The sequence below is a fragment of the Mucilaginibacter sp. P4_E8 genome (genome assembly GCF_056401495.1).
On record NZ_JBFUJG010000053.1, the window covers coordinates 1 to 25283 of the forward strand.

Consider the following 25283-nt stretch of genomic DNA (forward strand, 5'->3'; position numbering starts at 1 on the left):
GGGGTTTACCAGGCAGATGAAACGTGGAAATAATTACTCAAATTGCGCACGGGTTAATTAGCTCCTTAAAAATTACGGTTCGTTTCTTTTAGTAATAAGCAAAAATTTAATAGTAGCGCAAATAACAGGGCCGATCTTCATTGATCTTTTCCTTTCAGCGCTTAAATAGGTTACAAACACAGCTTAGCATCATAATTGTTATAATCATTATATATAAGTATATATGAGTGAACGTTATAAGAATGTCAACAGAATGGTCAATGTCTTAATGGATTATTCCATATTGAATTTGTCTTTAATATTAGTTTATAACTTAACACATCATACATTATATCAGTGGTTGTTTGATAAATCACAATTAAATGTTGTTTTGATTTTAAATCTGTTGTGGCTTTTGTCTACCAGTTTATTGGGGGTGTATCGCCCTGTTCATCATGTCTCATTGTTTGTCAAATCCATCAAAGCATATGTACTGTATTTGTTTTTAGTTAGCTATATCCTGATAATTGTAAATACTACAGATTCTTATCATATAAACAGAGCATCTTTAATCTGCTTAATGACCCTGTTCGGTTGCCTTCTTCTTTTGTGCAAATTTATCTTTTACAAAACCGTTGGGAGCTCGTCAATTATTTACGGGCCGGTGAGAAAAGCGGTCATTTTAAGTGAAGGCCGGTCAGGAGCAGATTTTTATAACCGGTTTAAAAAAGATATGGTCGGTTATAAAATAATGGGTTTGTTTGATGACAATCCTCCGGCTATAACTGACGATCATTTATATTTGGGTAGGATTGAGACCTGTATGGCATATGTAATTAAACATAAAGTGGACGAGATCTACTGCGCACTTGATCCATCTAAAAAAAGCACTATTGAAAGGCTTATTAAAGATTCGGATAAAAACATGGTGCGCTTTAAACTTGTCCCTCAGCACTTTGATTATATTCAAAAGTTTCTTCCTGCTTCCGTAATTAACGCAAATGTCCTTTCTCTCAGGGAGGAGCCTTTAGAGAATATTTTGAACCGCGCTCTTAAGAGAGTATTTGATGTCATGTTTTCGCTATTGGTTATCGTGTTTGTATTCACGTGGCTTTTTCCAATCATATATGTACTGATCAAGATGGAGTCACCTGGCCCTGTTTTTTTTGTGCAGCCGAGATCGGGCAGAGATAATACGACTTTCAACTGTTATAAATTCAGAAGCATGTATGTTAACCGGCATGCCGACAATTTGCAGGCTAAGAAAGGCGATTCACGAATTACCCGGATCGGAGCCTTCCTCAGGAAGACGAGCCTGGACGAAATGCCTCAGTTCTTCAATGTCTTATTTGGTGATATGTCTGTTGTTGGCCCAAGACCGCACATGCTGAAACATACGGAGGAATATTCTAATTTGATTGATCATTTCATGGTACGTCACTTTATAAAACCAGGCATTACGGGATGGGCCCAGATTAATGGACTTAGGGGAGAAACGAAATTGTTGGAAGATATGCAGGCGCGCGTAGAAGCCGATGTTTGGTATATGCAGAACTGGAGTTTCGATCTGGACCTGAAAATTATTTTTTCAACAATTTTTAAAACTATAAGAGGAGATAAATATGCTTTTTAATGATCTGTGCATGGAAGGAAGGGATAGTTTGCAACAGCCCTGCAATAGCGCTATATGGGGCTTGGGTGCATGCAAATCTGAAATAATATGAATAAAATTCTTTTATCTGCCTTTGCCTGTGAACCTGATAAGGGATCTGAACAGGGTAATGGATGGAATTGGGCCAAGGGCTTAGCTGAAAAAGGTTATGAAGTTCATTGCTTAACCAGGAGTGTAAACCGGCCAAGTATCGAAACGCATCCGGTCATTGAAAATCTTCATTTTCATTACATCACGATGCCTCTCGGGACAGAAGTTTTGTATTTAATGACGCAGGCCTCCATTTACCTGCATTATATGCTTTGGCAATACCTGGCTTTCAGAAAAGGTAAATCTTTGCATAAGGAAATGAAGTTTAAACTTGCCCATCATGTTACCTGGGGAAGCCTGCAGATGGGTTCCTTTATGTACCGGTTGAATATCCCTTTTATTTTCGGCCCGGCCGGCGGAGGGCAAAAGGCCCCAGAAACATTTAAGCGGTATTTTCTTGATCACTGGGCCTCCGAATTGAAAAGAGAAAAGGTGAGTAACTGGATGATAAGATATAATCCCGCCTGCAGAAAAATGCTTCAAAAGGCCGCGGTTGTACTGGTATCCAATCAGGACACCCTTGCTATGGCAAAAAAGATAGGCGCAAAAAACTGCCAGCTATCACTCGATATGGCGTTGCCCGAAAGCTTTTTTCCCAGAGAGTTCAAACTAAAGCAGCCTGTGAATGGACTGCTTAAATTGCTGTGGGTAGGTAGGTTTATGCCCAGAAAAGGGATGTTGCTGATACTGGATGTTATGCAGCAGTTAAAACATATTCCAGAAATAACATTAACAATTGTAGGGTATGGAGAGATGGAGGCGGTCATTGCCGGCAAGATCAAAGAATATGGATTGGAGAACACGGTGAAGATGGTGGGGGCGGTGCCATATGAACAAGTACGGCTGTTTTATGATATGCATGATGTGTTCTTTTTCACGTCCTTAAGAGACTCGGGGCCAGCCCAGTTGCTTGAAGCCCAGTCTTTTGGTATGCCGATTGTTACGCTCGATTTACACGGCCAGTCGCAGGTAGTCAGTGATAAAACCGGTATAAGATGTAATGCCAGTTCACCAGAGGCGGCTATTCCAGAATTGAAAGATGCCATTGTTCATTTATATCGTCATCCGCATATTGTTAGTGAGATGAGTATTGAGGCTATGAAATTTGCACGAAAGCAAACCATGGCAGAAAAAATCAGCCATATTGTTACTGACTATTATCCTGTGTGAGACAGGATAATCCGTTTACAGAATAGGAGTGGGCTGAATATGATAAAAATTGTTAAACTATAAAGTTTCATAAAGTGAGGGTAGTATTATTACATAATGATTTACGGGTATATTGGAAGCGAAGGCTGTCTTTTTTAAAGGATTTTTTAAAATCCCGGGATATCGATCTTTACGTTATCGAATTGTTCGGCAAGGGTTCACCATATATATTCGACCCATATGATAACAAAGAATTATGGTGGAACTGTCTTTTTCCGGACAATAAGGATAATGAACTTTCAAAGTCCACGATTAAGGAGGTTTTGTTTTCCAAATTAGCGGATATCAATCCCGATGTTATCATTGCCGGATCTATTGTATTTTACTCAGGGGCATTGGGCTTAAGGTGGGCCAAGAATAACAACAGGAAGTTTATCATGTTTGACGACGCCAAACCATCAAATGTTAAACGGAATTTCGTAGTACAGCAAGTTAAGGATGCTATAACCAATCAGATAGACGCCCTATGGCTGCCATCTAAAGATTATGATGAGGAATATACTTCTTTATATAGTAAGGAATCTATACATTTTTTCTACGGGTATAACTGCATAGATAATGGTCTTTTCAAATTTAAACAAAAGAAGAGKTTCGATAACCGCAGAATTATTTGTGTTGCCAGGCTTGTTCCAATTAAAAACCTTGAGAATTTGCTGAAAGCCTGGAAAAATGTAGAGGAAGAGAGCGACCAGGATACACTTGTCATGCTTGGAGACGGATCGCAGTTGAATGACCTGACCTTACTCCGGGATCAAATGGGGTTGAAAAGGGTAGAATTTGTAGGTGCTATACCCAATGATTCTATTCCGAATCATCTGTTTGAGGCAGACGCCTTTATTTTGCCCAGCTGGTCGGAGAGTTGGGGGCTTGTGGTCAATGAAGCTATGGCAGCAGGACTGCCGGTGCTGTTAAGTAACAAGGTAAACGCTGCGGACACATTGCTGATAGAAGGTATTAATGGCTACAGTTTTGCTCCTTCAGATGTTAAAGGCATGAGTGACCAGATCCTGCGATTTATCAATTTATCAGCGGATGCGAAAGGACGAATGTCAGAAAGTTCTCTTGAAATAATAAATTCACTTAGTTACGAAAATATGGGCAATGAACTGCTGACAACCTTGTTATGGTTAAAGTCTAAACCCTTAAAGAAAAAAAGGTTGTTATCCAATCTCTTAATTAATTTTTGGGATGGCCGTTACAATACACAAGGTTGGGATACGGTTGCCGTTTGAACCAAATATCATCACCCGACTACATACAAATTTTATATGAGCCTTGCTCCGATCATACTTTTTACTTATAAACGTGTCGCACCATTAAAGGCGACCATAGCCGCCTTGCAAAAAAACTTTTTGGCGAGAGACTCTTTCCTTTATATTTTTTCTGACGGTCCCCGCCATGAACAGGACAAAGCGCAGGTAGAAGAGGTCAGGAAATATTTAAGAAGCGTGACCGGCTTTAGGGAAATCACCATCCGCGAATCTGAACAAAACAAAGGACTTGCGCGTTCAATCATTGACGGCACTTCGGAACTGATTCAGCAGTTCGGAAAAGTGATCGTGTTGGAGGATGACCTGCTAACGACCCCGAATTTTTTAAATTTTATGAATGAAGCGCTGGAAAATTATGTGTACAACCAGCAGGTTTTCTCCATATCAGGCTACAGTTTTAATTTGAAACCGGAATCTTCGGATGACATCAGCGAGGGTTATTTTCTGAATCGTGGGTGGTCATGGGGATGGGCCACGTGGGCAGACCGATGGAATAAGGTAGACTGGCAGGTGAAGGAATATGCACAGTTTAAAAGCAATAAAGCGGCAAGAAAACGGTTTGCTCAGGGAGGGTCTGACCTGAACAGCATGCTTGACAAACAAATGACCGGCCTTTTGGATTCCTGGGCAATCAGATGGTTTTTCAATCAGTATAAGCTGGAAGGCGTAACATTATATCCAAAGCTCTCCAAGATTTATAACAATGGATTTGATCAGTATGCTACGCATACTAACGGATCGTCATCACGTTATATTCCCTTGCTGGATACTAAACACAAGACTGATTTTGTTTTCCCGGATGTACACGAGATCCATCCGCATTATCAAAAGCAGTTTCAGCATAAAATGGGTTTATCATCCAGAATAAAATCAAAAATCGAAACACTATTTATACGCTACTGTAAATGATGAATTTAGTTAAAGTTTTGAAGAAAGGCCGAGACCTATATTTATCCAAAGTACTGTGGAATAAATATAAGATAGGTAAGAATTTTCACGCCGGTAAAGGTGTGCGCATGTGGGCGAAAAAAACCCTGGTCATCGGCGATAATTTTTATATCGGGCGTTATTCTCAGATCGAATCTGATACTGTCATCGGTAATGATGTCATTTTTGGAAATTATGTAGCCATTGTTGGGCGATATGATCATCATTACCAGCAAATTGGAACGGCTATCCGTTTTTCAAGTCAGATCAGGGATAACGATTATAACTGGCTGGGCAAAGATCTGCTTACCGTTATAGAGGATGAGGTATGGGTAGGGTATGGATCGATCATCATGAGCGGGGTTAGAATTGGTACAGGAAGTATCATAGCTGCAGGTTCCGTGATTACCAAAGATGTAGAACCTTATTCCATCACCGGAGGATCCCCGGCCAAAAAAATTAAGGACAGATTTAATTCTCCGGAAGACATGCAGATTCATCAACAACTGTATACCGAGCTCCGATCCTGAGGTCTTAGGCAGGCACATCGTTATTTAGTGTCTGCCGGCTAAAGCATCTTAAACTGGCGAATGATACCCAGGAGCGGTCTATATAGAATGACCGCTACACAACGGTTTTTTCTGTAAGCATTAACCATGTAACCTATTACGCCGGCCTTTCGTAAAATCACTGAATTTATAGAAAAACCTTGATTTTTTATTTAGGTTTGCTGAGCCCTTTATGCTCTTGCTCAGGCAAAGCTTGCCCGGGCAGGAAAAGACGATGCAACAGAAAGTAAAATAGGTTGGAGTATAATATATATACTGGCCGGCGGCATAAAGATTTGGGTTATTTCTATTCATGGTCTTTACCATAGACCATGTAAAATATTAAAAGAAATAATTTAATGGTGCTATAATTGATCTGATAACTTACTGGGCTTCGTGCTGTCGGAAAATACTTTTTGATTTTCGGGGTCCATTCTGTAAAAACTTGATACATCACTTACGTAAAAGATGATACCTCTAAATGTAATTGCCAATGCGGATGATTTTGGTTTAAACTCTTCGGTCAATAAAGCCATTTTATATTGTTATGAAAAGGGCTATATTAATAGTACCTCGCTCATGGTGAATTGTGACGGATTTGAAGAAGCTGTGGAGCTTACACTGCAAAATGATATTATCAGGAATGTTGGTTTGCATATCAATTTAGCGGAAGGTAAACCGGTAACCGATTTTGTAAGCAAGGCGTTCCTTACTGAAAACGGGGAATGGGATATCCATAAAACCGGGAAAAAGGTCAGGTTTCTCGATTCCGGTACGGCGCTGTCTTTTTACAAGGAGATTGAGGCTCAGATCGATCGCGCTTTAAAAGCTCACATCCCTCTTACCCATCTTGATGCACACCTGCATCTGCATACGTTACCGGGCTTTAATCAAATTTTTTTGGTATTGGCTAAAAAACATGGATTAAAACTACGGCTGGCCCAGTCTTTCAACGAGGGTAACCTCCTGAAGTTTTTTTTCAGAAACTTGCTGAACAAAAAGATTACGGCGGCTGGGTGCAATTATTCAGACAGGTTTCAAACCGTTGATTACTTCATAGCAAATAGCCATCTGTGGCATAAAAATCTGCGTGTAGAAATTATGCTTCATCCTGATTTCAACGATCAGTCAGAACTTACAGATCATTACCTCCCCTCAGATATGTCAAACTGGATCCGGTTTTTATTAGCCGGCAGATGAGTTTCGTGGCAAATTAATTCCCGGAACTGGGGATTATTTTACACGCGGAAAATACGGCTTTTTCACGTACCACAAATGAAGTTTACGCCTGGTCATATTAATTGGCTTTTTTTAACTATAAAGCTATAAATTGATAACTTATACTTAAGTTTTCTTTTAAATGAATTAGGCTTAATAATTGCAATGGATCGGTCGTTACTGAACAATAACTTGTTTATTAACATTAATCTAAATCATTAAGTCGATGCAAAAATTCTCTACTGTGCCATTGTCTGATTATTCAATTCTTAGTTGTCAGTTGGATGATCTGAAATTTGATTCCAAGTGCATAATCAATACAGTTAATCAATATTCTTACGTCATGGCAGAGAAGGACCAGGATTTTAAAGATGCATTAAGTCATTCTGATGTACTGCTACCTGACGGGATAGGTATAGTTGCCGCTGTGAAATTTTTAAATAAACAGAATATAAAAAAAATAGCCGGCGCTGATGTACACTTGTATTTTCTGAAGAAGTTGGATGCGGAAAAAGGAAGTTGCTTTTACCTGGGATCCTCAGAAGAAACTTTAGCAAGGATTAAAAAAAAAATTAACCTGGAATATCCGAATATTAGGGTCGATACCTATTCTCCGCCATTCAAAGCGGCCTTCTCAAAAGAAGATACAGATAAAATGGTTGAGGTAGTAAACGAGTTTAAGCCCGATGTGTTATTCGTTGGCATGACAGCTCCCAAACAGGAAGTTTGGACTCATGTTAATAAAGAAAGGCTGGAAGTTGGTACGATCTGTGCCATCGGAGCGGTATTTGACTTTTATGCAGGAACCGTTTCACGGCCGTCCAAGTTCTGGAGAGACCTTGGTCTGGAGTGGTTTATCAGGTTGTTAAAGGAGCCAAGACGGATGTACAAACGCTATGTGATATACGGTCCCGCGTTTATATTAATGCTCATCAGGTCAAAGTTAAACCAGTCATTAATTAAAGGCGCCCATGCGTAAGAATTAATCTCCTAACGATTAATCAAACATTCAATTTCCTGCTATACAGCATGGCTTTCTTCCGTTTTCTAAGAACCGGATCTGCAATAACTCCCTTAATTCTGTGGGAATTAGGGAACAATACGTCTAATGTGTAAATAAAAATCTGAACTATATAATGAAAAAAGTAGCATTGATCACAGGAATAACAGGACAGGACGGGGCCTATCTGACCGAGTTATTGCTTTCCAAAGGGTATGTCGTGCACGGCATCAAACGCAGAAGCTCTTTGTTTAATACTGATCGCATCGATCATTTGTATCAGGATCCTCATGATGAAGATCAACGATTGATCCTGCATTACGGAGATCTGAGCGACAGCACGAATTTAATTCGAATTGTGCAACAGGTTCAACCGGATGAGATTTATAACCTGGGGGCTATGTCACATGTAAAAGTGAGTTTTGACACGCCGGAATACACCGCCAATGCAGACGGGATCGGGACGTTAAGATTGTTAGAGGCAATCCGGATTCTGGGGCTTTCTAAGAAAACGAAAATATACCAGGCATCCACCTCGGAATTATATGGCTTGGTACAAGCCGTTCCACAATCAGAAAGCACACCTTTTTACCCCCGCTCTCCGTATGCTGTAGCAAAGATGTATGCTTACTGGATCACCGTTAATTATCGCGAGGCTTACGGTATTTACGCTTGTAATGGAATTCTTTTCAATCATGAAAGTCCATTACGGGGAGAAACTTTCGTAACCCGTAAAATTACGCGGGCTGCCTCCAAGATTGCCATGGGCTTACAGGATAAATTATATTTAGGTAACCTTGACGCGCAGCGTGACTGGGGTCATGCTAAGGATTACGTGGAGGCGATGTATCTGATTTTACAACAGGAAAAACCCGAAGATTACGTAATTGCAACCGGTGTAACTACTAAAGTTCGCGAATTTGTGCGTATGGCATTTGCTGAAGTTGGGATTACGATAAGGTTTGAAGGAGAAGGTGTTGATGAAAAAGGTTATGTGGAATATTGCGAGTCTCCTGATTTTCAGATAGAGATTGGTAAAGAAGTAGTTGCTATTGACCCTAAATATTTTCGCCCTACGGAAGTTGACCTGTTGATAGGTGACCCGACAAAATCGAATACCCAGTTAGGATGGAAACCTAAATATGATCTTCCTATGCTTGTTAAAGATATGATGACGGCTGATGTGAATTTTTTCAGAAAGGAACGTTTGTTGAAAGAATACGGATATTATGTTAAAAATCAATTTGAATAAGGGCTGAATGGATAAGAATTCAAAAATTTATATCGCCGGGCACAAGGGAATGGTTGGGTCTGCCATATTTCGCAAACTGACAAAAGAAGGTTATCATCATATTATTTGTAGGAATTCTTCAGACCTTGATTTACGCGACTATACACAGGTAAGCCAATTTTTTCAGGAAGAAAAACCTGAATACGTATTTCTGGCAGCAGCAAAAGTGGGCGGTATTGTAGCCAACAACACTTACAGGGCTGAGTTTTTATATGAAAACCTGCAGATTCAGAACAATGTAATACACTCCAGCTTTTTGGCCGGTGTGAAAAAACTGATGTTTCTCGGCTCCAGTTGCATTTATCCCAAACTCGCCCCGCAGCCGCTGAAGGAAGAATACTTGCTTACCGGTTTGTTGGAGCCAACCAATGAACCCTATGCAATCGCGAAGATAGCCGGGATTAAAATGTGCGACGCCTATCGTGACCAGTATGGGTGTAATTATATTTCCGTGATGCCTACCAATCTTTACGGCTATAATGACAATTATCACCCGGAAAATTCTCATGTTTTACCAGCGTTGATACGCCGCTTCCATGAAGCAAAGCTGGAGAATCTGCCGCAAGTGACCATATGGGGCACGGGTACTCCTAAACGTGAGTTCCTGTTTGCCGATGACCTTGCCGAGGCATGTTATTACCTGATGCAAAGCTATGATGAAAGTGGTTTGGTCAACATCGGTACCGGCGAAGACATATCCATCAAAGACCTTGCACACTTGATAGGCGAGGTTGTAGGCTACACCGGGCAAATCCAGTTCGACCACGGGAAACCGGATGGCACGCCGAGAAAATTAATGGATGTTACCAAACTTCATCGTGAAGGATGGCGGCATACCATTCAATTAAAGGAAGGAATTGGGTTGGCCTATCGGGATTTTTTAAGTAAGCATACGGAAAACGTCGTTGAACACCAGTAACCAAAACAAGCTATCCTCCGGGATATTTACCCCTCTATATTATAGCTCACCATTTCAAAGGGATGTGCCGTTAGCCGCATCCCTTTGCGAGTTATTCATATAAGTCCATTTTTAACTTGCTCCTCCTAATTTTTATAACTACTGCCATTTAAAAAGTTTCCGGTCATATTGAGTCCGGACACCGCGTTATGCACGGTGGACAGAAAATGTACACGATGATCTTTGGAAATTACTTTGTTGCCAGAAATAACTGAATTATTTGTCCCGATAACAAAGCCACTTTCCGATTCCCGGCGATTTTCAGACCCTGCATGATAGGTTAAAATATTGTTTTTAATAACCAGTCGTTGTCCGGTCAAATCGTTTTTCCTCGTATAGGAAAGGATCGCGATCCTTCCCTGTTTAGCCTGAACATCAAAAACAAGCTTGTTCGCGATCAGGGATACCTGATAATTCCCGGCATCACTGTCAATGTCAATTCCGCGATATTGAGGATTTGTTATCACATTTGAATCGATTAGCAGGGATGTTACGAAATTTCCAAAAACCTGTATGCTTTCTTTGGTACCCTGTATGGAATTATTCCTGATGATGCTTAAATTTTTACCGGTGTCATGATAGGTGCCAGGTTTGGTAAAATTTGAAATGATTCCTATGGCCTTAAATTCTGTGTCGATAATTTGATTACGTGCCACCAATATGTGATGATTGCCTCCGGATTCTATATAATATAACCGGGCATCCCGGATGAGATTATGAATAACTTTGGTATTGGTGCCCACCGCTGAAATTCCAATTCCCTCTTTCTGCTGTTCGGAGCTTTTGCCTGTTCCAAATATCCTGTTATCGGATATGACTGTTCCGTCACAATTACCCCAATCCTCGATTCCCATAAAACCCGCATTTCTGATTGTATTTTGCGTAATCACATGACCAGTACAGGGGGACTTGCCGTTTCCATGACCGCTTATAGCATCTGAGTGCGCATTAATGATCAGGTTGCCTTTAACCAGGCTGTTGCAGGCTCCGTTTTCAGCGTATTCAATACCTGCGGTCAGCAGGTTATTAAACAAGAACTGATTGCCGGAAGAGCGCTCACCGGTAATCCAGATAGCTTCTGCACCTTTTGGATTATAAGCCTGGTTTAAATTGAATGTGCATTGCTCAATGGTGATATTCCTGCAATTCTTTAAGACGACTACAGCGTTAGCCCAGTTACTTAACTGAAAATTACCTTTGCTTTCAAATCTGACGTTTATCAGCCGGTTTTTATCAGCATGATCATATTTAAGAAAAACGTTATTAGTTAATAAGGTGCCTGACATATTACTGCCGTTTTTGATAGTTCCTCCAATAATATCAACCCAGGCAGGAACAGATAATGTTTTATTAATTACGTAGGTACGATTTAACCGTATAACCTTAGGTGCACTGTTGATAAGGGATTGAAGTGAATCTGTATCATCTTTTTCTTCCTGATGAGCCATGCCTTTAACCAGCTGACACTGACAGATAAAACAAAGGAGGATAATAAGGGTAAATAAGTGTTTCGCTTCTTGATATAGTAAAGTCATATTAAACATCGCGTTATGAGGTGTCGTTTACTTAGCATAAATCCATCCACAAAAAATTTCTCTGATAAAACGTGTGCTTACTGCATATTACTCATAAAAAATGTAAGACAAATCCATGCCTTTCAATGAAATCCCGGGTGCCGACCTAACATTTTACCAAATTTTCCTCCGCAAATTTCAGGTTAAGTTGGGTATTTACTGTGGTGTAGTCGCCGACAAATGAGGAAAAAAATCCTCATTTATTTTGTCGTATTTACGCATGGCCCTACTGATTAAAAATATTAAAGCGTATAAAAAATAATGACATGGCGCATCGGTTATTTTTATACGCCCAACTCATTCCCTGTATAAGTAAATACCCACTTTTCGTTGTGCTTKATCACGGAGGGCGTTCCTTGTAAAAGCACCCACTCATTTTCGGCAAGGGTTTTGAATGGACAGGGTGTAATAGAATTATTTAGCAAGAAAAAAGTAATGGGGGATAGTCAAAAAGCCTGGCTGGCATCAACGGAAATAATTCCTGAAATTCTGCAGCCGCTTTTTTTTGAAAACCTGAACCGCATCTATTGTGGCAAGTCGCACCTGATTGAAAGACTTTCAGAAGTGGTCGAGTACGTTTGTCTTTCAGATTTGAAGTTTGCCATAATGGGAACACTTGATGAGCTTGAAAACCAATTGACAAGAATGGATGAAATCTATAAGTTGTTGGGCTTAACTTACTCATTTGAAAACTGTAAAGGAATGATCAGTACCCTTGAAAATGCATTTTCATCTATAGTTCTGCATGGTGAGGAGATAGCGGTTCGTGATCTGTCGATCTTGTTTTATTTGCTTAATGTAGAAAGTATGGAGATGGCATCGTTTCAGACCTTAGAAATTTTAGCGATACAATTAAAAAATAGCCAGATCATACAAATACTGAAGGATAATTTTGAAGAGGCAAGGACAGACCGAGCCCTGATGTTAATGATCGCAACAAAATATGTTAAAAACATCAGTATATAAATTAACAGTGAAAATTATCGGCAAGTCATACAGATAGTAATTTGTCGTCCCGGGGTGCAAATGATTGATCAACATCCTAAATAGGTTTTAATAGATACATTTTAAACAAGAAAAATTACATGAATACATCTACCTTTTTTACACGTATTATTATAATTATAGCCGGTTTAAGTTGTTTGGTTTGGAGTGGTTGCAGGAAACTGTCCTCAATAGGACCAAATAAGGGAGCAGATACCGTTAAATCAAATACAGTTCACGTAATTCCAAATTATAATAGCAGTGATACTGAACTTACGAGCAAGGGCTGGAGTAAAGTGTTTGAGGATAATTTTGATGGTGATCTTTCCCAATGGCACGCGTTAACCGGTGGAGTACAAAAGGAACTGGCTTGCTATCAGCCTGCGAACCTGAAAGTTTCTGGTGGTTATTTAGAGATAAGTGCTAAAAAGGAAACGGTGACCGGCCCAGCAATTGTTGGGGAACCGGCAACCAAATCATTTGATTATACATCCGGCTGGATGGTTAGTAAAACCTCAATTTCCGCCAATGAAACAACACCGGTGGTACGTATTGTGGCCAGGCTGAAGGCCGCGCCGGGTTATGGTTTAACATCGTTCCTCTACACTTTTGGTGGAAACTGGCCGACGAATGGTGAGATCGATTTTTTAGAAATAAAAGGCTCAGATACCAATGAATTGCTGTCGGATTATCAGTATGGGACAGTACCACTGCAGGATCTCGTGAAAAACGCACTGAGTACCACGGTTACTGACGGGGATCTGTCAGCCGCTTTTCATGTATACGAGTTTGAATGGAGCCAGAATTCAATTAAAACCTATATTGATGGTCAGTTGGTTGAAACCAAAACGGTTGGCGGTTATATTCCTCAATTATTTGGTAAAACGGAATACCTGTCTTTAAGCTTGCCTGTAGGAGGGCTCTATTATAATAATTTTATGCCTGAAAAAGTTCAAACAGGCACCATGGTGGTAGATTATGTAAAGATATTCACCGCAAAGAAATCACTATAGCTAAACGAACAGCTTGGTGGAGAACTGGTATAAATATTAGGGTAATTATTAAACGCGGGCTGTTAAGCCCGCGTTTAAACTTTTAACGGCATATGTTAAGATTATACCGTTGTTGATGATCTTTGGATGATACCAAGTAAAAGTGAAATTATGGCTATAACGAGCAAGGCATGAATTAAACCAGTTGCCGAATAAGCAAATACGCCGATCGCCCATCCTATGATGAGGATGACCGCGATGATATACAATAATGATCTCATAGCTTTTATGGTTTGATGTACTTAAACAATTGAAAAAATCATGCCAATCTCTGTCGGATTATACATAAACGAAATAAAATTATATAATAGGAAATTTTGATTGACGGCCCCATTGTTGCTACCTGTTTAACTTTTGATGGAATTAATCAAATGATTAAATATTTTGATTAATAAATTTATTCTTTTTACTTTTGTCCGATAACAGTGGAACCAGGAATGAAAGAACAAATAAAAGAGGAAAAAAGCCTTTCAACAGAAGAGAAATTTAAGGAAGCGGCACGTATTGTTTTTACCAAAAAGGGCTACGCAGCCACCAAAACCCGTGACATTGCTGAACAAGCCGGGCTTAACCTGGCACTTTTGAATTATTATTTCCGCAGTAAGGAAAAGCTTTTTGAGATCGTTATGATCGAAAAGGTAAAGCAGCTTTTTTCGTTTATCGCCCCCGCAATAAACAACCGGGAAACCTCATTGGAGGAAAAGCTGGAACTGWTTACAAACAGTTACATTGATATGTTGATCAAAAACCCCGATCTGCCCATATTCGTATTGAGCGAGATCAGGAGCAACGCAGAGCGTTTCGGGAAAATGATCCGGTCAAACGGTTCCATCCTGGAATCTCATTTTGTACAGCAAATTGCCGAGCGAAATACGAAGATCAATCCTATCCAGTTTTTTCTGAGTTTTTTAGGAATGATGGTATTCCCCTTTATAGCTAAGCCCATTTTTATTACCGCAGGGCCAGTTACCGAGGAAGCTTTTATTCAAATCATGGATGAACGAAAAATACTGATACCCAAATGGATAAAAATGATGCTCGAATAGAGCAGATTTTTTTTTGCCCGTAATTTAATCAAATGACTAAATCAAAATATCAAATAAACTGATTAACTATGAAAAAGCAATTCTTATTAGGTGCCTTTCAACTGTTAGCCATAGTTTTTGCAGGCCGGGCGCAAACCACCGGCCAGTTAACACTCGATGACTGTTATAAACTGGCCCTGCAAAATTATCCCCAGGTAAAACAGCGGGAGCTGATTGCCAAAACGGCCGATTATACCATCGAAAATATACAAAAAGGCTATTTGCCACAGTTAAACATCAATGGGCAGGCCACCTATCAATCGGCAGTAACGGCTATACCTATTAAATTACCGGGGGTAAACATTCCCACGTTAAGCAAAGACCAGTATAAACTATACGGCGAATTTGATCAGGTAGTTTATGACGGCGGTGCAATAAAACAGCAAAAACAGCTGCAAAAAGTCACCGAGGCTGTTAATCAGCAACAATTGGAAACAGACCTATACCAATTAAAGGACCGTATCAATCAATTGTTTTTCGGCGTGTTATTAGTCGATCAACAATTAAAACAAAATGATCTGGTGATAAAGGATGTACAATTAGGTTATGATAAAATTCAGGCCCTGATCAAGAATGGGACCGCCTTCAGGAGCAATGGCGATGTATTATTAGCCGAGTTGCTGCAAAATAAGCAGCAATCTATCAATCTCCATGCATCGCGTAAAGCATATACCGATATGCTAAGCCTTTTTATAGGTAAAACAGTTGACGAAACAACCATTCTGATAAAACCGCAGCCGGTAAACCCATCGCATGAAATTAACCGGCCCGAATTACAGGGATATGACCAGCAGGGTAAAAATCTTGATGTGCAAAACAAGCTGCTTACTGTGCAGACCCTTCCCAAACTAAACCTTTTTTTACAAGGCGGTGTGTCACGTCCAGGATTAAACTTTCTTAGTAATAGTTTTGATACTTATTATATCGGGGGCATCAGGCTTACCTGGTCGCCATCGGTATTTTATACCCTAAAAAAGAGCAGGGCACTTATTGACATTAACCGCAAAAGCCTTGATGTACAGAAAGAAACATTCCTATTTAATACCAATTTAACCGTGAAACAACAGGATGCCGATATGGGCAAGTTCCAGCGGCTATTAGCATCAGACGATGAGATTATTAATCTTCGTACGAGGGTAAAAAATACGGCGCTGACCCAGTTGGAAAATGGCGTGATCACGACCAATGACTTTCTGATCAATGTAAACGATGAAAATCAGGCTCGCCAAAACAAAATACTGCACGAAGTGCAACTCTTAATCACCCAATATAATCAGCAAACTACAACCGGTAATCAACAATAAAACCATCATGAAAAAAATATTATTACCATTTGCAATCTTATTAATAAGTCTGATGTCCTGCGGCAAAAATGAAGATAAATATGACGCATCCGGCACCTTTGAGGCGGTTGAAACCATTGTTTCGGCACAGGGTACTGGCGCTATAAAGGAGCTTAACCTGGAAGAGGGACAGGTATTAAAGGCCGGACAGGTAGTAGGTTACATCGATAGTGTCCAGCTCTATTTAAAAAAGAAACAACTGGAAGCGCAGATAAAAGCTACTTTGAGCGGAAAACCCAATATTGCTGCGCAAACCGCCTCTTTGGAGGAGCAATTGCGCCAGGCGAAACGCGAACAATTGCGTAACACTAATTTATTAAGGGACGACGCAGCTACAAAAAAACAACTGGAGGACGCCAATACCCAGGTAGATGTTATTAAAAAGCAGATCGCTGCCCTGCAATCATCATTAAACATTACCACAGCAAATTTAAATGACCAGGCCCGGCCATTAAACGTACAAATTGAGCAGATCAATGATCAGCTTGATAAATGCAGGATCATTAATGAGGTTAGCGGTACGGTATTAACCAAATACGCCGAGGCCAGCGAAGTAACCGATGTGGGCAAGCCGATCTATAAGATAGCAGCGCTAAATACCATTATTCTTCGCGCCTATATCACCGGTGACCAGATCCCTCACGTAAAAATTGGCCAGCAGGTGAAGGTTTTGGTTGACGATACCAAAGACACTTATAAAAACTATACCGGCATTGTTGAATGGGTGAGTAACAAAGCGGAATTCACTCCGAAAACTATTCAGACCAAGGACGAAAGGGCCGACCTCGTGTATGCCGTTAAAATACGGGTGAAGAATGATGGGTTTCTGAAAATTGGCATGTACGGAGAAATTAAATTATAAATCATGGACGCTGTTGTAGTAAAAAACCTGGTCAAGGTTTATGATAAGGATAAAACCGCTGTTGACGATGTTTCCTTTTCGGTAAAACGGGGGGAGATATTTGGGCTGATTGGCCCGGATGGAGCCGGAAAAACCAGTATTTTCAGGGTGCTCACTACCTTGTTGCTTCCTGATGGCGGCTCGGCCACCGTAGACGGAAGCGATGTGGTAAAGGATTATAAACAGATCAGGAATAAAGTAGGCTACATGCCCGGGAAGTTTTCCTTATACCAGGATCTGAGCATTGAAGAAAACCTGAACTTTTTTGCAACCGTGTTTGATACTACAATAGAAGCCAATTATCATTTGATCAAGGATATTTATATCCAGCTGGAGCCTTTTAAAACGCGAAGGGCGGGTAAGCTATCTGGCGGTATGAAACAGAAACTGGCCTTGTGCTGTGCGCTGATCCACAAACCTGTTGTTTTGTTTTTAGATGAACCCACTACGGGTGTTGATCCGGTATCCCGCAAGGAGTTTTGGGAAATGCTTAAACAATTGAAAGCGCAAAATATTACCATCGTCGTGTCTACGCCCTATATGGATGAGGCCGGTATGTGCGATGAGATTGCCCTGATCCAATCTGGCAAGCTTTTATCGGTTGATACGCCTGATAACATTATCAAATCATATCCCGAACAACTTTATGCTGTTAAAGCCGACAATATGCATAAGCTTTTAAAAATATTGCGCGGTTACGAACCGGTAATGAGCAGCTACACATTTGGGGAGTTCGCACATGTTTCGTTTAAAGGCCCTCAGGTGAATTTAAGCGAGGTAACCGCTTATTTAAAACAACAGGGGCTTCAAGACATCGACCTTGAAAAAACAACGGTTACCATTGAGGACAGTTTTATTAAACTATTATAACATGAGCGATGCCGTAATAAAAACCGATAAACTAACCAAGCGCTTTGGCGATTTTATTGCCGCCAACGAGATCACCTTTGAGGTAGACAAGGGCGAGATATTTGGCTTCCTGGGGGCCAATGGTGCAGGGAAAACCACCGCCATGCGCATGCTGTGCGGGCTTTCTACTCCATCGTCTGGCAAGGCTACCATAGCTGGCTTTGATATATATAAGCAAACCGAGCAAATCAAAAGGAACATTGGTTATATGAGCCAGAAGTTTTCGCTCTATGAAGACCTGACCGTACTGGAAAATATTAAATTTTTTGGTGGCATTTATGGCTTAACCGACAAGCAGATCAAAACCAAAAGCGAAGAACTGATAGCGCATTTGGGTTTACAGCAGGAGGCGAAAAAGCTGGTGGCGTCACTTCCATTAGGCTGGAAACAAAAGCTTTCCTTTTCGGTAGCGGTGCTGCATGAGCCTAAAATTGTTTTTCTGGATGAGCCAACGGGCGGTGTTGATCCGGTAACCCGCAGGCAGTTCTGGGACCTGATCTATGACGCAGCCGATAGGGGGGTAACCATTTTTGTTACTACCCATTATATGGATGAAGCAGAGTATTGTAACCGCATATCTATCATGGTTGATGGGGTTATTAAAGCGCTGGATACACCCCGAAATTTGAAAGACACCTATCACGCGAATAATATGGACGAAGTATTTTATGAACTGGCCCGCGGCGCCAAACGCAGCGAATAAACTGATAGCTATGAAACAGTTCCTGATATTTATACGAAAAGAATTCGCGCATGTGCTGCGTGATCGGAAAACCCTGCTCATCCTGTTCGGGATGCCTGTGGTACAAATACTGATATTTGGCTTTGCCCTTACCAATGAGGTAAAGGATGCCAGGATCGTGATTATGGATCAGGCAAATGATGCCGCTTCACAACAGTTAATCTCCAGGATAGCGGCAAGCCGGTATTTTGAGTTGGATAAGGCAGTAAGGAATAATCAGGAAATGAAGGAAGCCCTTAAACGGGGTGAGATCAGGCTGGCAGTTATCTTCCCGGCTAACTTTTATTATAACCTGGTGCATGAGCATGATGCCCGCATACAGATAATTGCGGATGCAACCGATCCGAATAGCGCCACCACATTAACCAGTTATATCAGCTCCATTATTCAGGATTATCAGACAGATTTTAACAAGAACAATAATATTCCCTACCGGATAGCTCCCGAAGTTCGGTTTTTATATAACCCGGAACTCAAGGGCGCGCCCAATTATGTGCCGGGAGTAATGGCATTGGTATTAATGCTGGTTTGCGTGATGATGACTGCTGTTTCCATCGTAAAAGAAAAGGAAACCGGTACGATGGAAATCCTGTTGGTTTCACCATTTAGTCCGCTCAAGGTAATTGTGGCTAAAGCGGTGCCCTACCTGATATTATCATTAGTTAATGTAATTTCTATTTTGCTGCTCAGTGTTTTTGTGCTCAACCTGCCTGTAAACGGAAGCATCTTGCTGCTCTTTGCCGAGAGTACGCTGTTTATTATTACTTGTCTTACCATTGGTATTTTTATTTCGGTAAAGACCGATACCATGCAGATGGCCATGCTGATCTCCTTAATGGGTATGATGCTGCCCACTATCCTGTTCAGTGGTTTTATGTTTCCAATTGAAAATATGCCCGTTGCGTTACAGGTAATTTCCAATATTATACCTGCCAAATGGTATTATATTATTGTGAAGGATATTATGATCAAAGGCCTCGGTTTTGGTGCTATATGGAAAGAAACCCTCATCCTCACAGGAATAACCACCATCATGCTTATTATCAGTTTAAAAAGTTTTAAAATCCGTTTATCATGAGGACCATCAAATTTTTACTGCAAAAGGAGTTCAGGCAGATATTCCGTAACAAGGCCATACTGGCAATGGCAATAGTAATGCCGGTAGTGCAGCTTCTTGTACTGCCGTTGGCTGCAAATTACGAGGTAAAAAACGTCAAGATAGCGGTTATTGATAATGATCATTCTTCCTATTCACAAAAACTGATCACCAAAATAATCTCCTCGGGTTATTTCAAATTGACTGGTTATGAGTTTTCATTTAAACAAGCTTTCCGACTGATTGAATCTGACGATGCCGACCTTGTATTGGAGATTCCCCATGGTTTTGAACGCGATCTGGTGCGCGAAAATGAACAGAAATTGTTCGTAGCAGTAAATGCTATAAACGGCACAAAAGCCAACCTTGGAAGTGTTTATCTCCTGGGCGTAATCCAGGATTTTAATCGTGATGTGAGATTGCAATTTATTCAACCCGGCACGTTTAACCAGCAGCCGATTATTGATATTGCATCATCAAACTGGTATAATCCCTTGCTCAATTATCATGTTTATATGGTTCCGGGCATACTGGCCATACTGGTAACCATGATCGGTGGTTTTTTAACAGCGCTAAATATTGTTAAAGAAAAAGAAGTGGGGACCATTGAGCAGATCAACGTGACCCCAATAAAAAAACACCATTTTATTTTAGGCAAACTTATCCCATTCTGGATTTTGGGTAATGTGGTATTTACACTGGGCCTCATCGTGGGTTGGCTGGTATATGGCATAACACCGGCAGGCAGCCTTTTCTTGCTGTACGGGTTTATCGCGGTTTACCTGCTCGCTGTTTTGGGATTTGGACTGTTGATCTCCACCTTTTGCGAATCGCAGCAACAGGCTATGTTCGTTATGTTCTTTTTCGTCATGATCTTTATTCTCATGGGTGGCCTGTTCACCTCCATTGACAGCATGCCAGACTGGGCCAAAGCCGTTACGAAGTTTAACCCTGTCAGTTACCTGATAGAAGTAATGCGGATGATCATGCTTAAAGGGAGCAGCCTTAAAAATATATTATCGCAACTTGGCAGTATCGCTTTGTTTGCCCTCATATTTAACAGTTTGGCCATTTATAATTATAAAAAGACCAGTTAAAATACTATGGCCGGCCTTTAGAGAATCCCTGCATACATGTATGGCCTGCGCTCAGTTAACTCCGTAAGAATACTGAATAAATAATTGGAAATTAAAATGTTAATCAATTAGATCAGGTCACCACACGAAAAAATACGATATGAAGTAGTTATGATGTACCCCCATAAAACTACTTCATGTTAAAAAATCATTACTGATGTATCAATGAAGCACTTATAAATAAGTGCTTTTTTTCTTTTCTGTATAAGTTTGTTTCCATTGGAAATGGCTCCCTGAGCGTACCCCAATTTTAATAACCAATCCAATTAAAACAACAATTTTATGAAAGAAAAAGTATCTGAAGGCTATTCCTATAGCAAAAATCTAATCCTGAAATTAAGTCTGAGCAGCTTTTTGAGCATAGTAATGCTGCTTCAGTGCGATATCGTACATGCCCAAAGCGATTCTTTGGGCGTATTTACCAGCCACCAGGATATCGGCCATCCTAAAAATGCGGGTAATGCGCAATATGATAAGGTAACGCATAGTTTCACGCTCAAAGGTTCAGGCTACAACATCTGGTTTAACCGCGACGAATTTCAATATGCGTACAAGCCTGTAAAAGGCGATTTTACTGCTACAGCCAATTTTGAATTTAAAGGAGATAAGGGAAACGGTCACCGCAAGGTTGGCTGGATGCTCAGGGCCTCAACCGATGACAAATCTATCCATCTGAGCGCTGTTACTCATGGCGACGGATTAACGGTTTTACAGTGGCGCTCAAAAAAAGGTGCAAATATGCTCGATCCGCAGGAAGAGATCTTTTTCCCGGAAAAAAAGTTTGAGGTTGTGCAACTACAGCGGATAGGTAAAAAGGTGATCATGCGGGTTGGYCATGTGGGCGAACAACTTAAAACCGTAGGGGCACACATCATGCCCAATATGCCCGATGAAGCATTAATAGGCTTATTTATATGCTCACATGACCCAGAGGTTATAGAAGAAGCTACCGTATGGGATGTACATCTGGATAATAATGTGGCAAAGCATAAATAAGCCAGGCATTTCCTACAAAAAAAATCAATTATTAACCTTTATATCTCACTTTATGCATGATAAACTACGCTATTCAGCATGGAAAATATGCCTTATTTTCCTCGGATTGTTTTTAAACCTGACTGTTTTTGGGCAAACAAAAATAACAGGCAAGGTTATTGGCTTTGATGATAAAATACCTGTCATCGGGGCATCGGTTAAAATTAAAGGTTCTACTGCCGGCGCAGTAACCGATTTAAACGGAAGCTTTACCCTTACGGTTAAAACTACCGATATACTGGTCATTTCATACATCGGTTACGATACTCAGGAAGTTACGGTAGGCGATCAATCCGCCCCGGTTATTAATCTTCATCCGGCTTCAAGGTCATTGAACGAAGTAGTGGTTACGGGCTATAGCTCGCAAAGAAAGAAAGACATAACCGGCGCCGTTGCGGTTGTTAATGTAAGTAATTTAAAAGCAGTGCCTTCGGGTTCAACTGAATCTTTATTACAGGGACAGGCATCGGGTGTAACCGTGGTTAGTTCTGGAGCTCCAGGCAGTGCCAGTAATATAAAAATACGTGGTATAACATCTGTAGGAAGCACCGATCCACTGGTGATTGTTGACGGTACCCCCGGCAGTTTGCATGATATCAATGTTAACGATATACAATCGATCCAGGTTTTAAAGGATGCTGGTTCTGCCGCTATTTATGGTGTGCGCGGCTCAAACGGTGTTGTAATTGTTACCACAAAAAAAGGTAAAGTTGGCGTCCCTACAATTACCTATGATGCTTATTATGGTACACAACGTCCTAACTCAAAAGGATGGAATTTAGCTAACCCTACCGAAACGGCAAATGCTATATGGCAGGAGTATAAAAATGACGGTTTAGCACCGGTACATAAACAATATGGCAGCGGCCCTGAACCTGTTATTCCTGATTATATTACCCCTGCAGCTGGTAAAAATGGCGATCCGAATACAGACCCATCTACTTATGCCTTATATTCTAATCAGATAACCAAAGCCAATAAGGAGGGAACAGATTGGTTTCATGAAATATTTAAGCCTGCACCTATACAAAGCCATAGCCTGTCGGTAAGCGGTGGTACAGAAAAGTCAAATTACCTGTTTTCATTAGGCTATCTTGATCAGCAGGGAACCTTAATTGAAACTTATCTTAAACGTTATTCGGTAAGGGTAAATACCAGTTTTAAAGTAAAAGACCACATCCGCATAGGCGAGAACCTTTACGCGTTTTATAAGCAAAATCCAGGTTATACCAATTTGCCTGGTGTAAACAGCACCAATGCTATTAACGCGTCATTCCGGATGCCTACCATAATACCAGTATATGATATTAACGGAAATTATGCAGGCGGCGGGTCGCAAAGTTTGGGTAATGCGCCAAACCCAGTTGCTATTCAGCAGCGCACCAAAGATTATAAAAATAGCGACTGGAATATTTCCGGAAACGCATACGCCGAGGTTGACTTTTTAAAGAAGTTTACCGCACGTACAAGCTTTGGAGGTACGGTAGATTACTTTTATAATAACGCCTTTGTATTTACCGGTTACGAGAACGCGGAGAATAGTACTAATCCCAATAGCTATATTGAAAACTACGGCTTCAGCACCAATTGGACCTGGACAAACACCCTGAATTACAAGGATACGTTTGGCAAGCACAGTATTAATGTACTCATTGGCAGCGAGGCTATCAAAAATATGGGTAATGCCGTTGGCGCTTCGAGGGGCAATTACTACCTCACCAATCCAAACAATCTTACGGTTGACCCTAATTTGTGGACCCTGAATTTTGGGGAGTCGGGCACACAAACCAATTCAAACATTGTAAATCCTAATGGACAGCAAACGCCGTATCAACTGGCCTTGTACTCCTTATTTGGCCGGTTTGATTATAATTATAATGATAAATACCTGTTAAGTGGCACGCTGCGCCGTGATGGTGCCTCGGTATTTGCAACCGATAAGCGATACGGGCTTTTTCCATCGGTTACCGGTGGCTGGCGTATCTCGGGCGAGGAGTTCATGAAAAAAGTGGATTGGGTTAATGATTTGAAAATACGTGCAGGTTGGGGTAAACTGGGCTCCATCAGTAATATCAACTCAACCAATGCATTTACCTTATATGGCCAGGGGGCGGTTTTATCTTACTATGATATTAACGGTAGCAGTAACAGCTCCGTGCAGGGGCTTTACATCAGCCAGTTTGGTAACCCCAATACCAGCTGGGAAGAGGATATCATTACTAACATCGGCTTCGACGCTACGATCATAAAAAACAAGATCGATATGTCCTTTGAAGTTTATAAAAAATCCATTAACGGTTTATTGTTTCCGGCAGCCCTGCCATCAACCGCGGGAGGTGCATCGGCGCCTTTTATAAATTCGGGTAATATTGAAAATAAGGGTATTGATGCTGCTGTTACCTACCACGGTTCATTTAGTAGTGATTTTAAAATGGATTTTACAGGCACATTTACCTCGTATGATAATAAAGTGGTGAGCCTGCCAAAAGGAACCGCATACATTGATGTAGGTTCAGGCGGGAGTTCAACAACCTATTCCAGGTTACAACCCGGACATCCGGTAGGTGCCTTTTTTGGCTATAAGGTTATGGGTATATTCCAGAATGCCGCCGAAGTTAGTTCGGCTGCCACACAGGATGCTGCTGCGCCCGGCCGTTTCAGGTATCAGGATGTTAATGGCGATGGTAAGATAGATGCAAGTGACCGTACCTTTTTTGGCAACCCTAACCCCAAGTTTACGACTGGACTTAACATAGGAGCGTCTTATAAAAACTTCGACTTTCTGATGTTCCTGTATGCCTCGGTTGGGAACGATGTATTGAATATCATCCGGTCATCTACCGATTTTCCGCAGCAGTTTGATGTAGCCGTAAGTAAAGACGCGGTATATAACTCCTGGACACCACAACGCCCCAATGCCAAAGTTCCTATGCTGGAGCGTTCATCAAACTTTAGTAATAACACTGCTTTTTCATCCTATTATGACGAAAGCGGTTCATACCTGAGGTGCAAAACCGTAGTGCTGGGTTATAACATACCAGCTCTTAAATTAAAAAAGATAGGTATAGAAAAATTACGGGTTTTTATACAGGGCACCAATCTTTTTACCATTACCAAATATACCGGTCTTGATCCTGAATTGCCGGGCAGTAATACATCCAGTACATTATTTGGAATAGACGGAGGGGCATATCCGGCTAATCAAAAAACGTTTACTGCCGGTGTTAATATGTCTTTTTAATCAGGGTGATACAAACAATAAA

At 40.9% G+C, this 25283-nt stretch carries 22 protein-coding genes; 20 read left to right on the top strand and 2 right to left on the bottom strand.

The window, feature by feature from the left end; genetic code table 11:
• The first annotated feature begins 223 nt into the window (after positions 1-223).
• The 9 genes from AC1DRQ_RS17910 to fcl all read left to right on the top strand — a co-directional run bounded on the left by AC1DRQ_RS17910 (position 224) and on the right by fcl (position 10124).
• Entirely contained in the window at positions 224-1612 is a 1389-nt protein-coding gene (locus AC1DRQ_RS17910) for an undecaprenyl-phosphate glucose phosphotransferase (protein WP_477426034.1), read from the top strand.
• 87 nt (positions 1613-1699) lie between these two features.
• Complete coding sequence (locus AC1DRQ_RS17915; RefSeq protein ID WP_477426035.1) at positions 1700-2911, top strand: glycosyltransferase family 4 protein; 1212 nt, start codon at positions 1700-1702, stop codon at positions 2909-2911.
• 74 nt (positions 2912-2985) lie between these two features.
• Complete coding sequence (locus AC1DRQ_RS17920) at positions 2986-4182, top strand: glycosyltransferase family 4 protein (protein ID WP_477426037.1); 1197 nt, start codon at positions 2986-2988, stop codon at positions 4180-4182.
• Between the two features lie 36 nt (positions 4183-4218).
• Positions 4219-5130, top strand: coding sequence for a glycosyltransferase family protein (locus AC1DRQ_RS17925; protein ID WP_477426039.1), 912 nt, complete (start codon positions 4219-4221; stop codon positions 5128-5130).
• Positions 5127-5678 (top strand): acyltransferase, encoded by a 552-nt coding sequence (locus tag AC1DRQ_RS17930; RefSeq protein ID WP_477426041.1) that lies wholly within the window; start codon positions 5127-5129, stop codon positions 5676-5678. The genes AC1DRQ_RS17925 and AC1DRQ_RS17930 overlap by 4 nt, the downstream gene beginning before the upstream one ends.
• 486 nt (positions 5679-6164) lie before the next feature.
• Positions 6165-6896 (top strand): carbohydrate deacetylase, encoded by a 732-nt coding sequence (locus AC1DRQ_RS17935; protein WP_477426043.1) that lies wholly within the window; start codon positions 6165-6167, stop codon positions 6894-6896.
• A gap of 361 nt (positions 6897-7257) precedes the next feature.
• Positions 7258-7893: a WecB/TagA/CpsF family glycosyltransferase gene (locus tag AC1DRQ_RS17940; protein WP_429397451.1), complete on the top strand. Its 636-nt coding sequence runs from the start codon at positions 7258-7260 to the stop codon at positions 7891-7893.
• 157 nt (positions 7894-8050) lie between these two features.
• Positions 8051-9166 carry a GDP-mannose 4,6-dehydratase gene (gene gmd, locus AC1DRQ_RS17945; protein ID WP_429397453.1) on the top strand — a complete coding sequence of 372 codons (1116 nt, stop codon included), beginning with the start codon at positions 8051-8053 and terminating at the stop codon, positions 9164-9166.
• A 7-nt stretch (positions 9167-9173) separates the two neighbouring features.
• Positions 9174-10124 (top strand): GDP-L-fucose synthase, encoded by a 951-nt coding sequence (gene fcl, locus AC1DRQ_RS17950; protein WP_477426046.1) that lies wholly within the window; start codon positions 9174-9176, stop codon positions 10122-10124.
• A 125-nt stretch (positions 10125-10249) separates the two neighbouring features.
• Here fcl and AC1DRQ_RS17955 read toward each other — a convergent pair whose 3' ends face one another.
• Positions 10250-11611 (bottom strand): right-handed parallel beta-helix repeat-containing protein, encoded by a 1362-nt coding sequence (locus tag AC1DRQ_RS17955; protein WP_477426047.1) that lies wholly within the window; start codon positions 11609-11611, stop codon positions 10250-10252.
• A gap of 561 nt (positions 11612-12172) precedes the next feature.
• Between AC1DRQ_RS17955 and AC1DRQ_RS17960 the strand changes: the two genes are divergently transcribed.
• A complete protein-coding gene (locus tag AC1DRQ_RS17960; RefSeq protein ID WP_477426049.1) occupies positions 12173-12703 on the top strand; it encodes a DUF892 family protein in 531 nt (176 codons plus the stop codon).
• Between the two features lie 119 nt (positions 12704-12822).
• Entirely contained in the window at positions 12823-13734 is a 912-nt protein-coding gene (locus AC1DRQ_RS17965) for a glycoside hydrolase family 16 protein (protein WP_477426051.1), read from the top strand.
• A 101-nt stretch (positions 13735-13835) separates the two neighbouring features.
• Here the strand turns inward: AC1DRQ_RS17965 and AC1DRQ_RS17970 are convergent, their stop codons facing one another.
• On the bottom strand, positions 13836-13994 hold the full coding sequence (locus tag AC1DRQ_RS17970) for a lmo0937 family membrane protein (protein ID WP_477426053.1): 159 nt from the start codon (positions 13992-13994) through the stop codon (positions 13836-13838).
• A 216-nt stretch (positions 13995-14210) separates the two neighbouring features.
• On the opposite strand from AC1DRQ_RS17970, the gene AC1DRQ_RS17975 reads away from it, so the two are divergent.
• From AC1DRQ_RS17975 to AC1DRQ_RS18015, 9 genes are all read left to right on the top strand, one after another.
• Positions 14211-14819, top strand: coding sequence for a TetR/AcrR family transcriptional regulator (locus tag AC1DRQ_RS17975; RefSeq protein ID WP_477426054.1), 609 nt, complete (start codon positions 14211-14213; stop codon positions 14817-14819).
• Positions 14820-14887: 68 nt separating this feature from the next.
• Positions 14888-16162 carry a TolC family protein gene (locus tag AC1DRQ_RS17980; protein WP_477426056.1) on the top strand — a complete coding sequence of 425 codons (1275 nt, stop codon included), beginning with the start codon at positions 14888-14890 and terminating at the stop codon, positions 16160-16162.
• A gap of 7 nt (positions 16163-16169) precedes the next feature.
• Positions 16170-17063 carry an HlyD family secretion protein gene (locus tag AC1DRQ_RS17985; RefSeq protein ID WP_477426058.1) on the top strand — a complete coding sequence of 298 codons (894 nt, stop codon included), beginning with the start codon at positions 16170-16172 and terminating at the stop codon, positions 17061-17063.
• A gap of 3 nt (positions 17064-17066) precedes the next feature.
• Positions 17067-17972 carry an ABC transporter ATP-binding protein gene (locus AC1DRQ_RS17990; RefSeq protein ID WP_477426060.1) on the top strand — a complete coding sequence of 302 codons (906 nt, stop codon included), beginning with the start codon at positions 17067-17069 and terminating at the stop codon, positions 17970-17972.
• A gap of 1 nt (position 17973) precedes the next feature.
• A complete protein-coding gene (locus AC1DRQ_RS17995; RefSeq protein WP_477426062.1) occupies positions 17974-18714 on the top strand; it encodes an ABC transporter ATP-binding protein in 741 nt (246 codons plus the stop codon).
• A complete protein-coding gene (locus AC1DRQ_RS18000; RefSeq protein ID WP_477426064.1) occupies positions 18680-19831 on the top strand; it encodes an ABC transporter permease in 1152 nt (383 codons plus the stop codon). The genes AC1DRQ_RS17995 and AC1DRQ_RS18000 overlap by 35 nt, the downstream gene beginning before the upstream one ends.
• Positions 19828-20946 (top strand): ABC transporter permease, encoded by a 1119-nt coding sequence (locus AC1DRQ_RS18005; protein WP_477426066.1) that lies wholly within the window; start codon positions 19828-19830, stop codon positions 20944-20946. Before AC1DRQ_RS18000 ends, AC1DRQ_RS18005 begins: the two co-directional genes overlap by 4 nt.
• 321 nt (positions 20947-21267) lie before the next feature.
• Positions 21268-21981 (top strand): hypothetical protein, encoded by a 714-nt coding sequence (locus AC1DRQ_RS18010; protein WP_429397478.1) that lies wholly within the window; start codon positions 21268-21270, stop codon positions 21979-21981.
• 52 nt (positions 21982-22033) lie between these two features.
• Positions 22034-25261 (top strand): SusC/RagA family TonB-linked outer membrane protein, encoded by a 3228-nt coding sequence (locus AC1DRQ_RS18015; RefSeq protein ID WP_477426068.1) that lies wholly within the window; start codon positions 22034-22036, stop codon positions 25259-25261.
• The last annotated feature ends 22 nt before the right edge of the window (positions 25262-25283 follow it).

What these genes read in the sequence shown, in the direction of transcription:
- AC1DRQ_RS17910 (WP_477426034.1), top strand. Translation starts at nt 224, where the DNA reads ATGAGTGAACGTTATAAGAATGTCAACAGAATGGTCAATGTCTTAATG.
- AC1DRQ_RS17915 (WP_477426035.1), top strand. Translation starts at nt 1,700, where the DNA reads ATGAATAAAATTCTTTTATCTGCCTTTGCCTGTGAACCTGATAAGGGA.
- AC1DRQ_RS17925 (WP_477426039.1), top strand. Translation starts at nt 4,219, where the DNA reads ATGAGCCTTGCTCCGATCATACTTTTTACTTATAAACGTGTCGCACCA.
- AC1DRQ_RS17930 (WP_477426041.1), top strand. Translation starts at nt 5,127, where the DNA reads ATGATGAATTTAGTTAAAGTTTTGAAGAAAGGCCGAGACCTATATTTA.
- AC1DRQ_RS17935 (WP_477426043.1), top strand. Translation starts at nt 6,165, where the DNA reads ATGATACCTCTAAATGTAATTGCCAATGCGGATGATTTTGGTTTAAAC.
- AC1DRQ_RS17940 (WP_429397451.1), top strand. Translation starts at nt 7,258, where the DNA reads ATGGCAGAGAAGGACCAGGATTTTAAAGATGCATTAAGTCATTCTGAT.
- gmd (WP_429397453.1), top strand. Translation starts at nt 8,051, where the DNA reads ATGAAAAAAGTAGCATTGATCACAGGAATAACAGGACAGGACGGGGCC.
- fcl (WP_477426046.1), top strand. Translation starts at nt 9,174, where the DNA reads ATGGATAAGAATTCAAAAATTTATATCGCCGGGCACAAGGGAATGGTT.
- AC1DRQ_RS17955 (WP_477426047.1), bottom strand. Translation starts at nt 11,611, where the DNA reads ATGGCTCATCAGGAAGAAAAAGATGATACAGATTCACTTCAATCCCTT.
- AC1DRQ_RS17960 (WP_477426049.1), top strand. Translation starts at nt 12,173, where the DNA reads ATGGGGGATAGTCAAAAAGCCTGGCTGGCATCAACGGAAATAATTCCT.
- AC1DRQ_RS17965 (WP_477426051.1), top strand. Translation starts at nt 12,823, where the DNA reads ATGAATACATCTACCTTTTTTACACGTATTATTATAATTATAGCCGGT.
- AC1DRQ_RS17970 (WP_477426053.1), bottom strand. Translation starts at nt 13,994, where the DNA reads ATGAGATCATTATTGTATATCATCGCGGTCATCCTCATCATAGGATGG.
- AC1DRQ_RS17980 (WP_477426056.1), top strand. Translation starts at nt 14,888, where the DNA reads ATGAAAAAGCAATTCTTATTAGGTGCCTTTCAACTGTTAGCCATAGTT.
- AC1DRQ_RS17985 (WP_477426058.1), top strand. Translation starts at nt 16,170, where the DNA reads ATGAAAAAAATATTATTACCATTTGCAATCTTATTAATAAGTCTGATG.
- AC1DRQ_RS17990 (WP_477426060.1), top strand. Translation starts at nt 17,067, where the DNA reads ATGGACGCTGTTGTAGTAAAAAACCTGGTCAAGGTTTATGATAAGGAT.
- AC1DRQ_RS17995 (WP_477426062.1), top strand. Translation starts at nt 17,974, where the DNA reads ATGAGCGATGCCGTAATAAAAACCGATAAACTAACCAAGCGCTTTGGC.
- AC1DRQ_RS18000 (WP_477426064.1), top strand. Translation starts at nt 18,680, where the DNA reads ATGAACTGGCCCGCGGCGCCAAACGCAGCGAATAAACTGATAGCTATG.
- AC1DRQ_RS18005 (WP_477426066.1), top strand. Translation starts at nt 19,828, where the DNA reads ATGAGGACCATCAAATTTTTACTGCAAAAGGAGTTCAGGCAGATATTC.
- AC1DRQ_RS18015 (WP_477426068.1), top strand. Translation starts at nt 22,034, where the DNA reads ATGCATGATAAACTACGCTATTCAGCATGGAAAATATGCCTTATTTTC.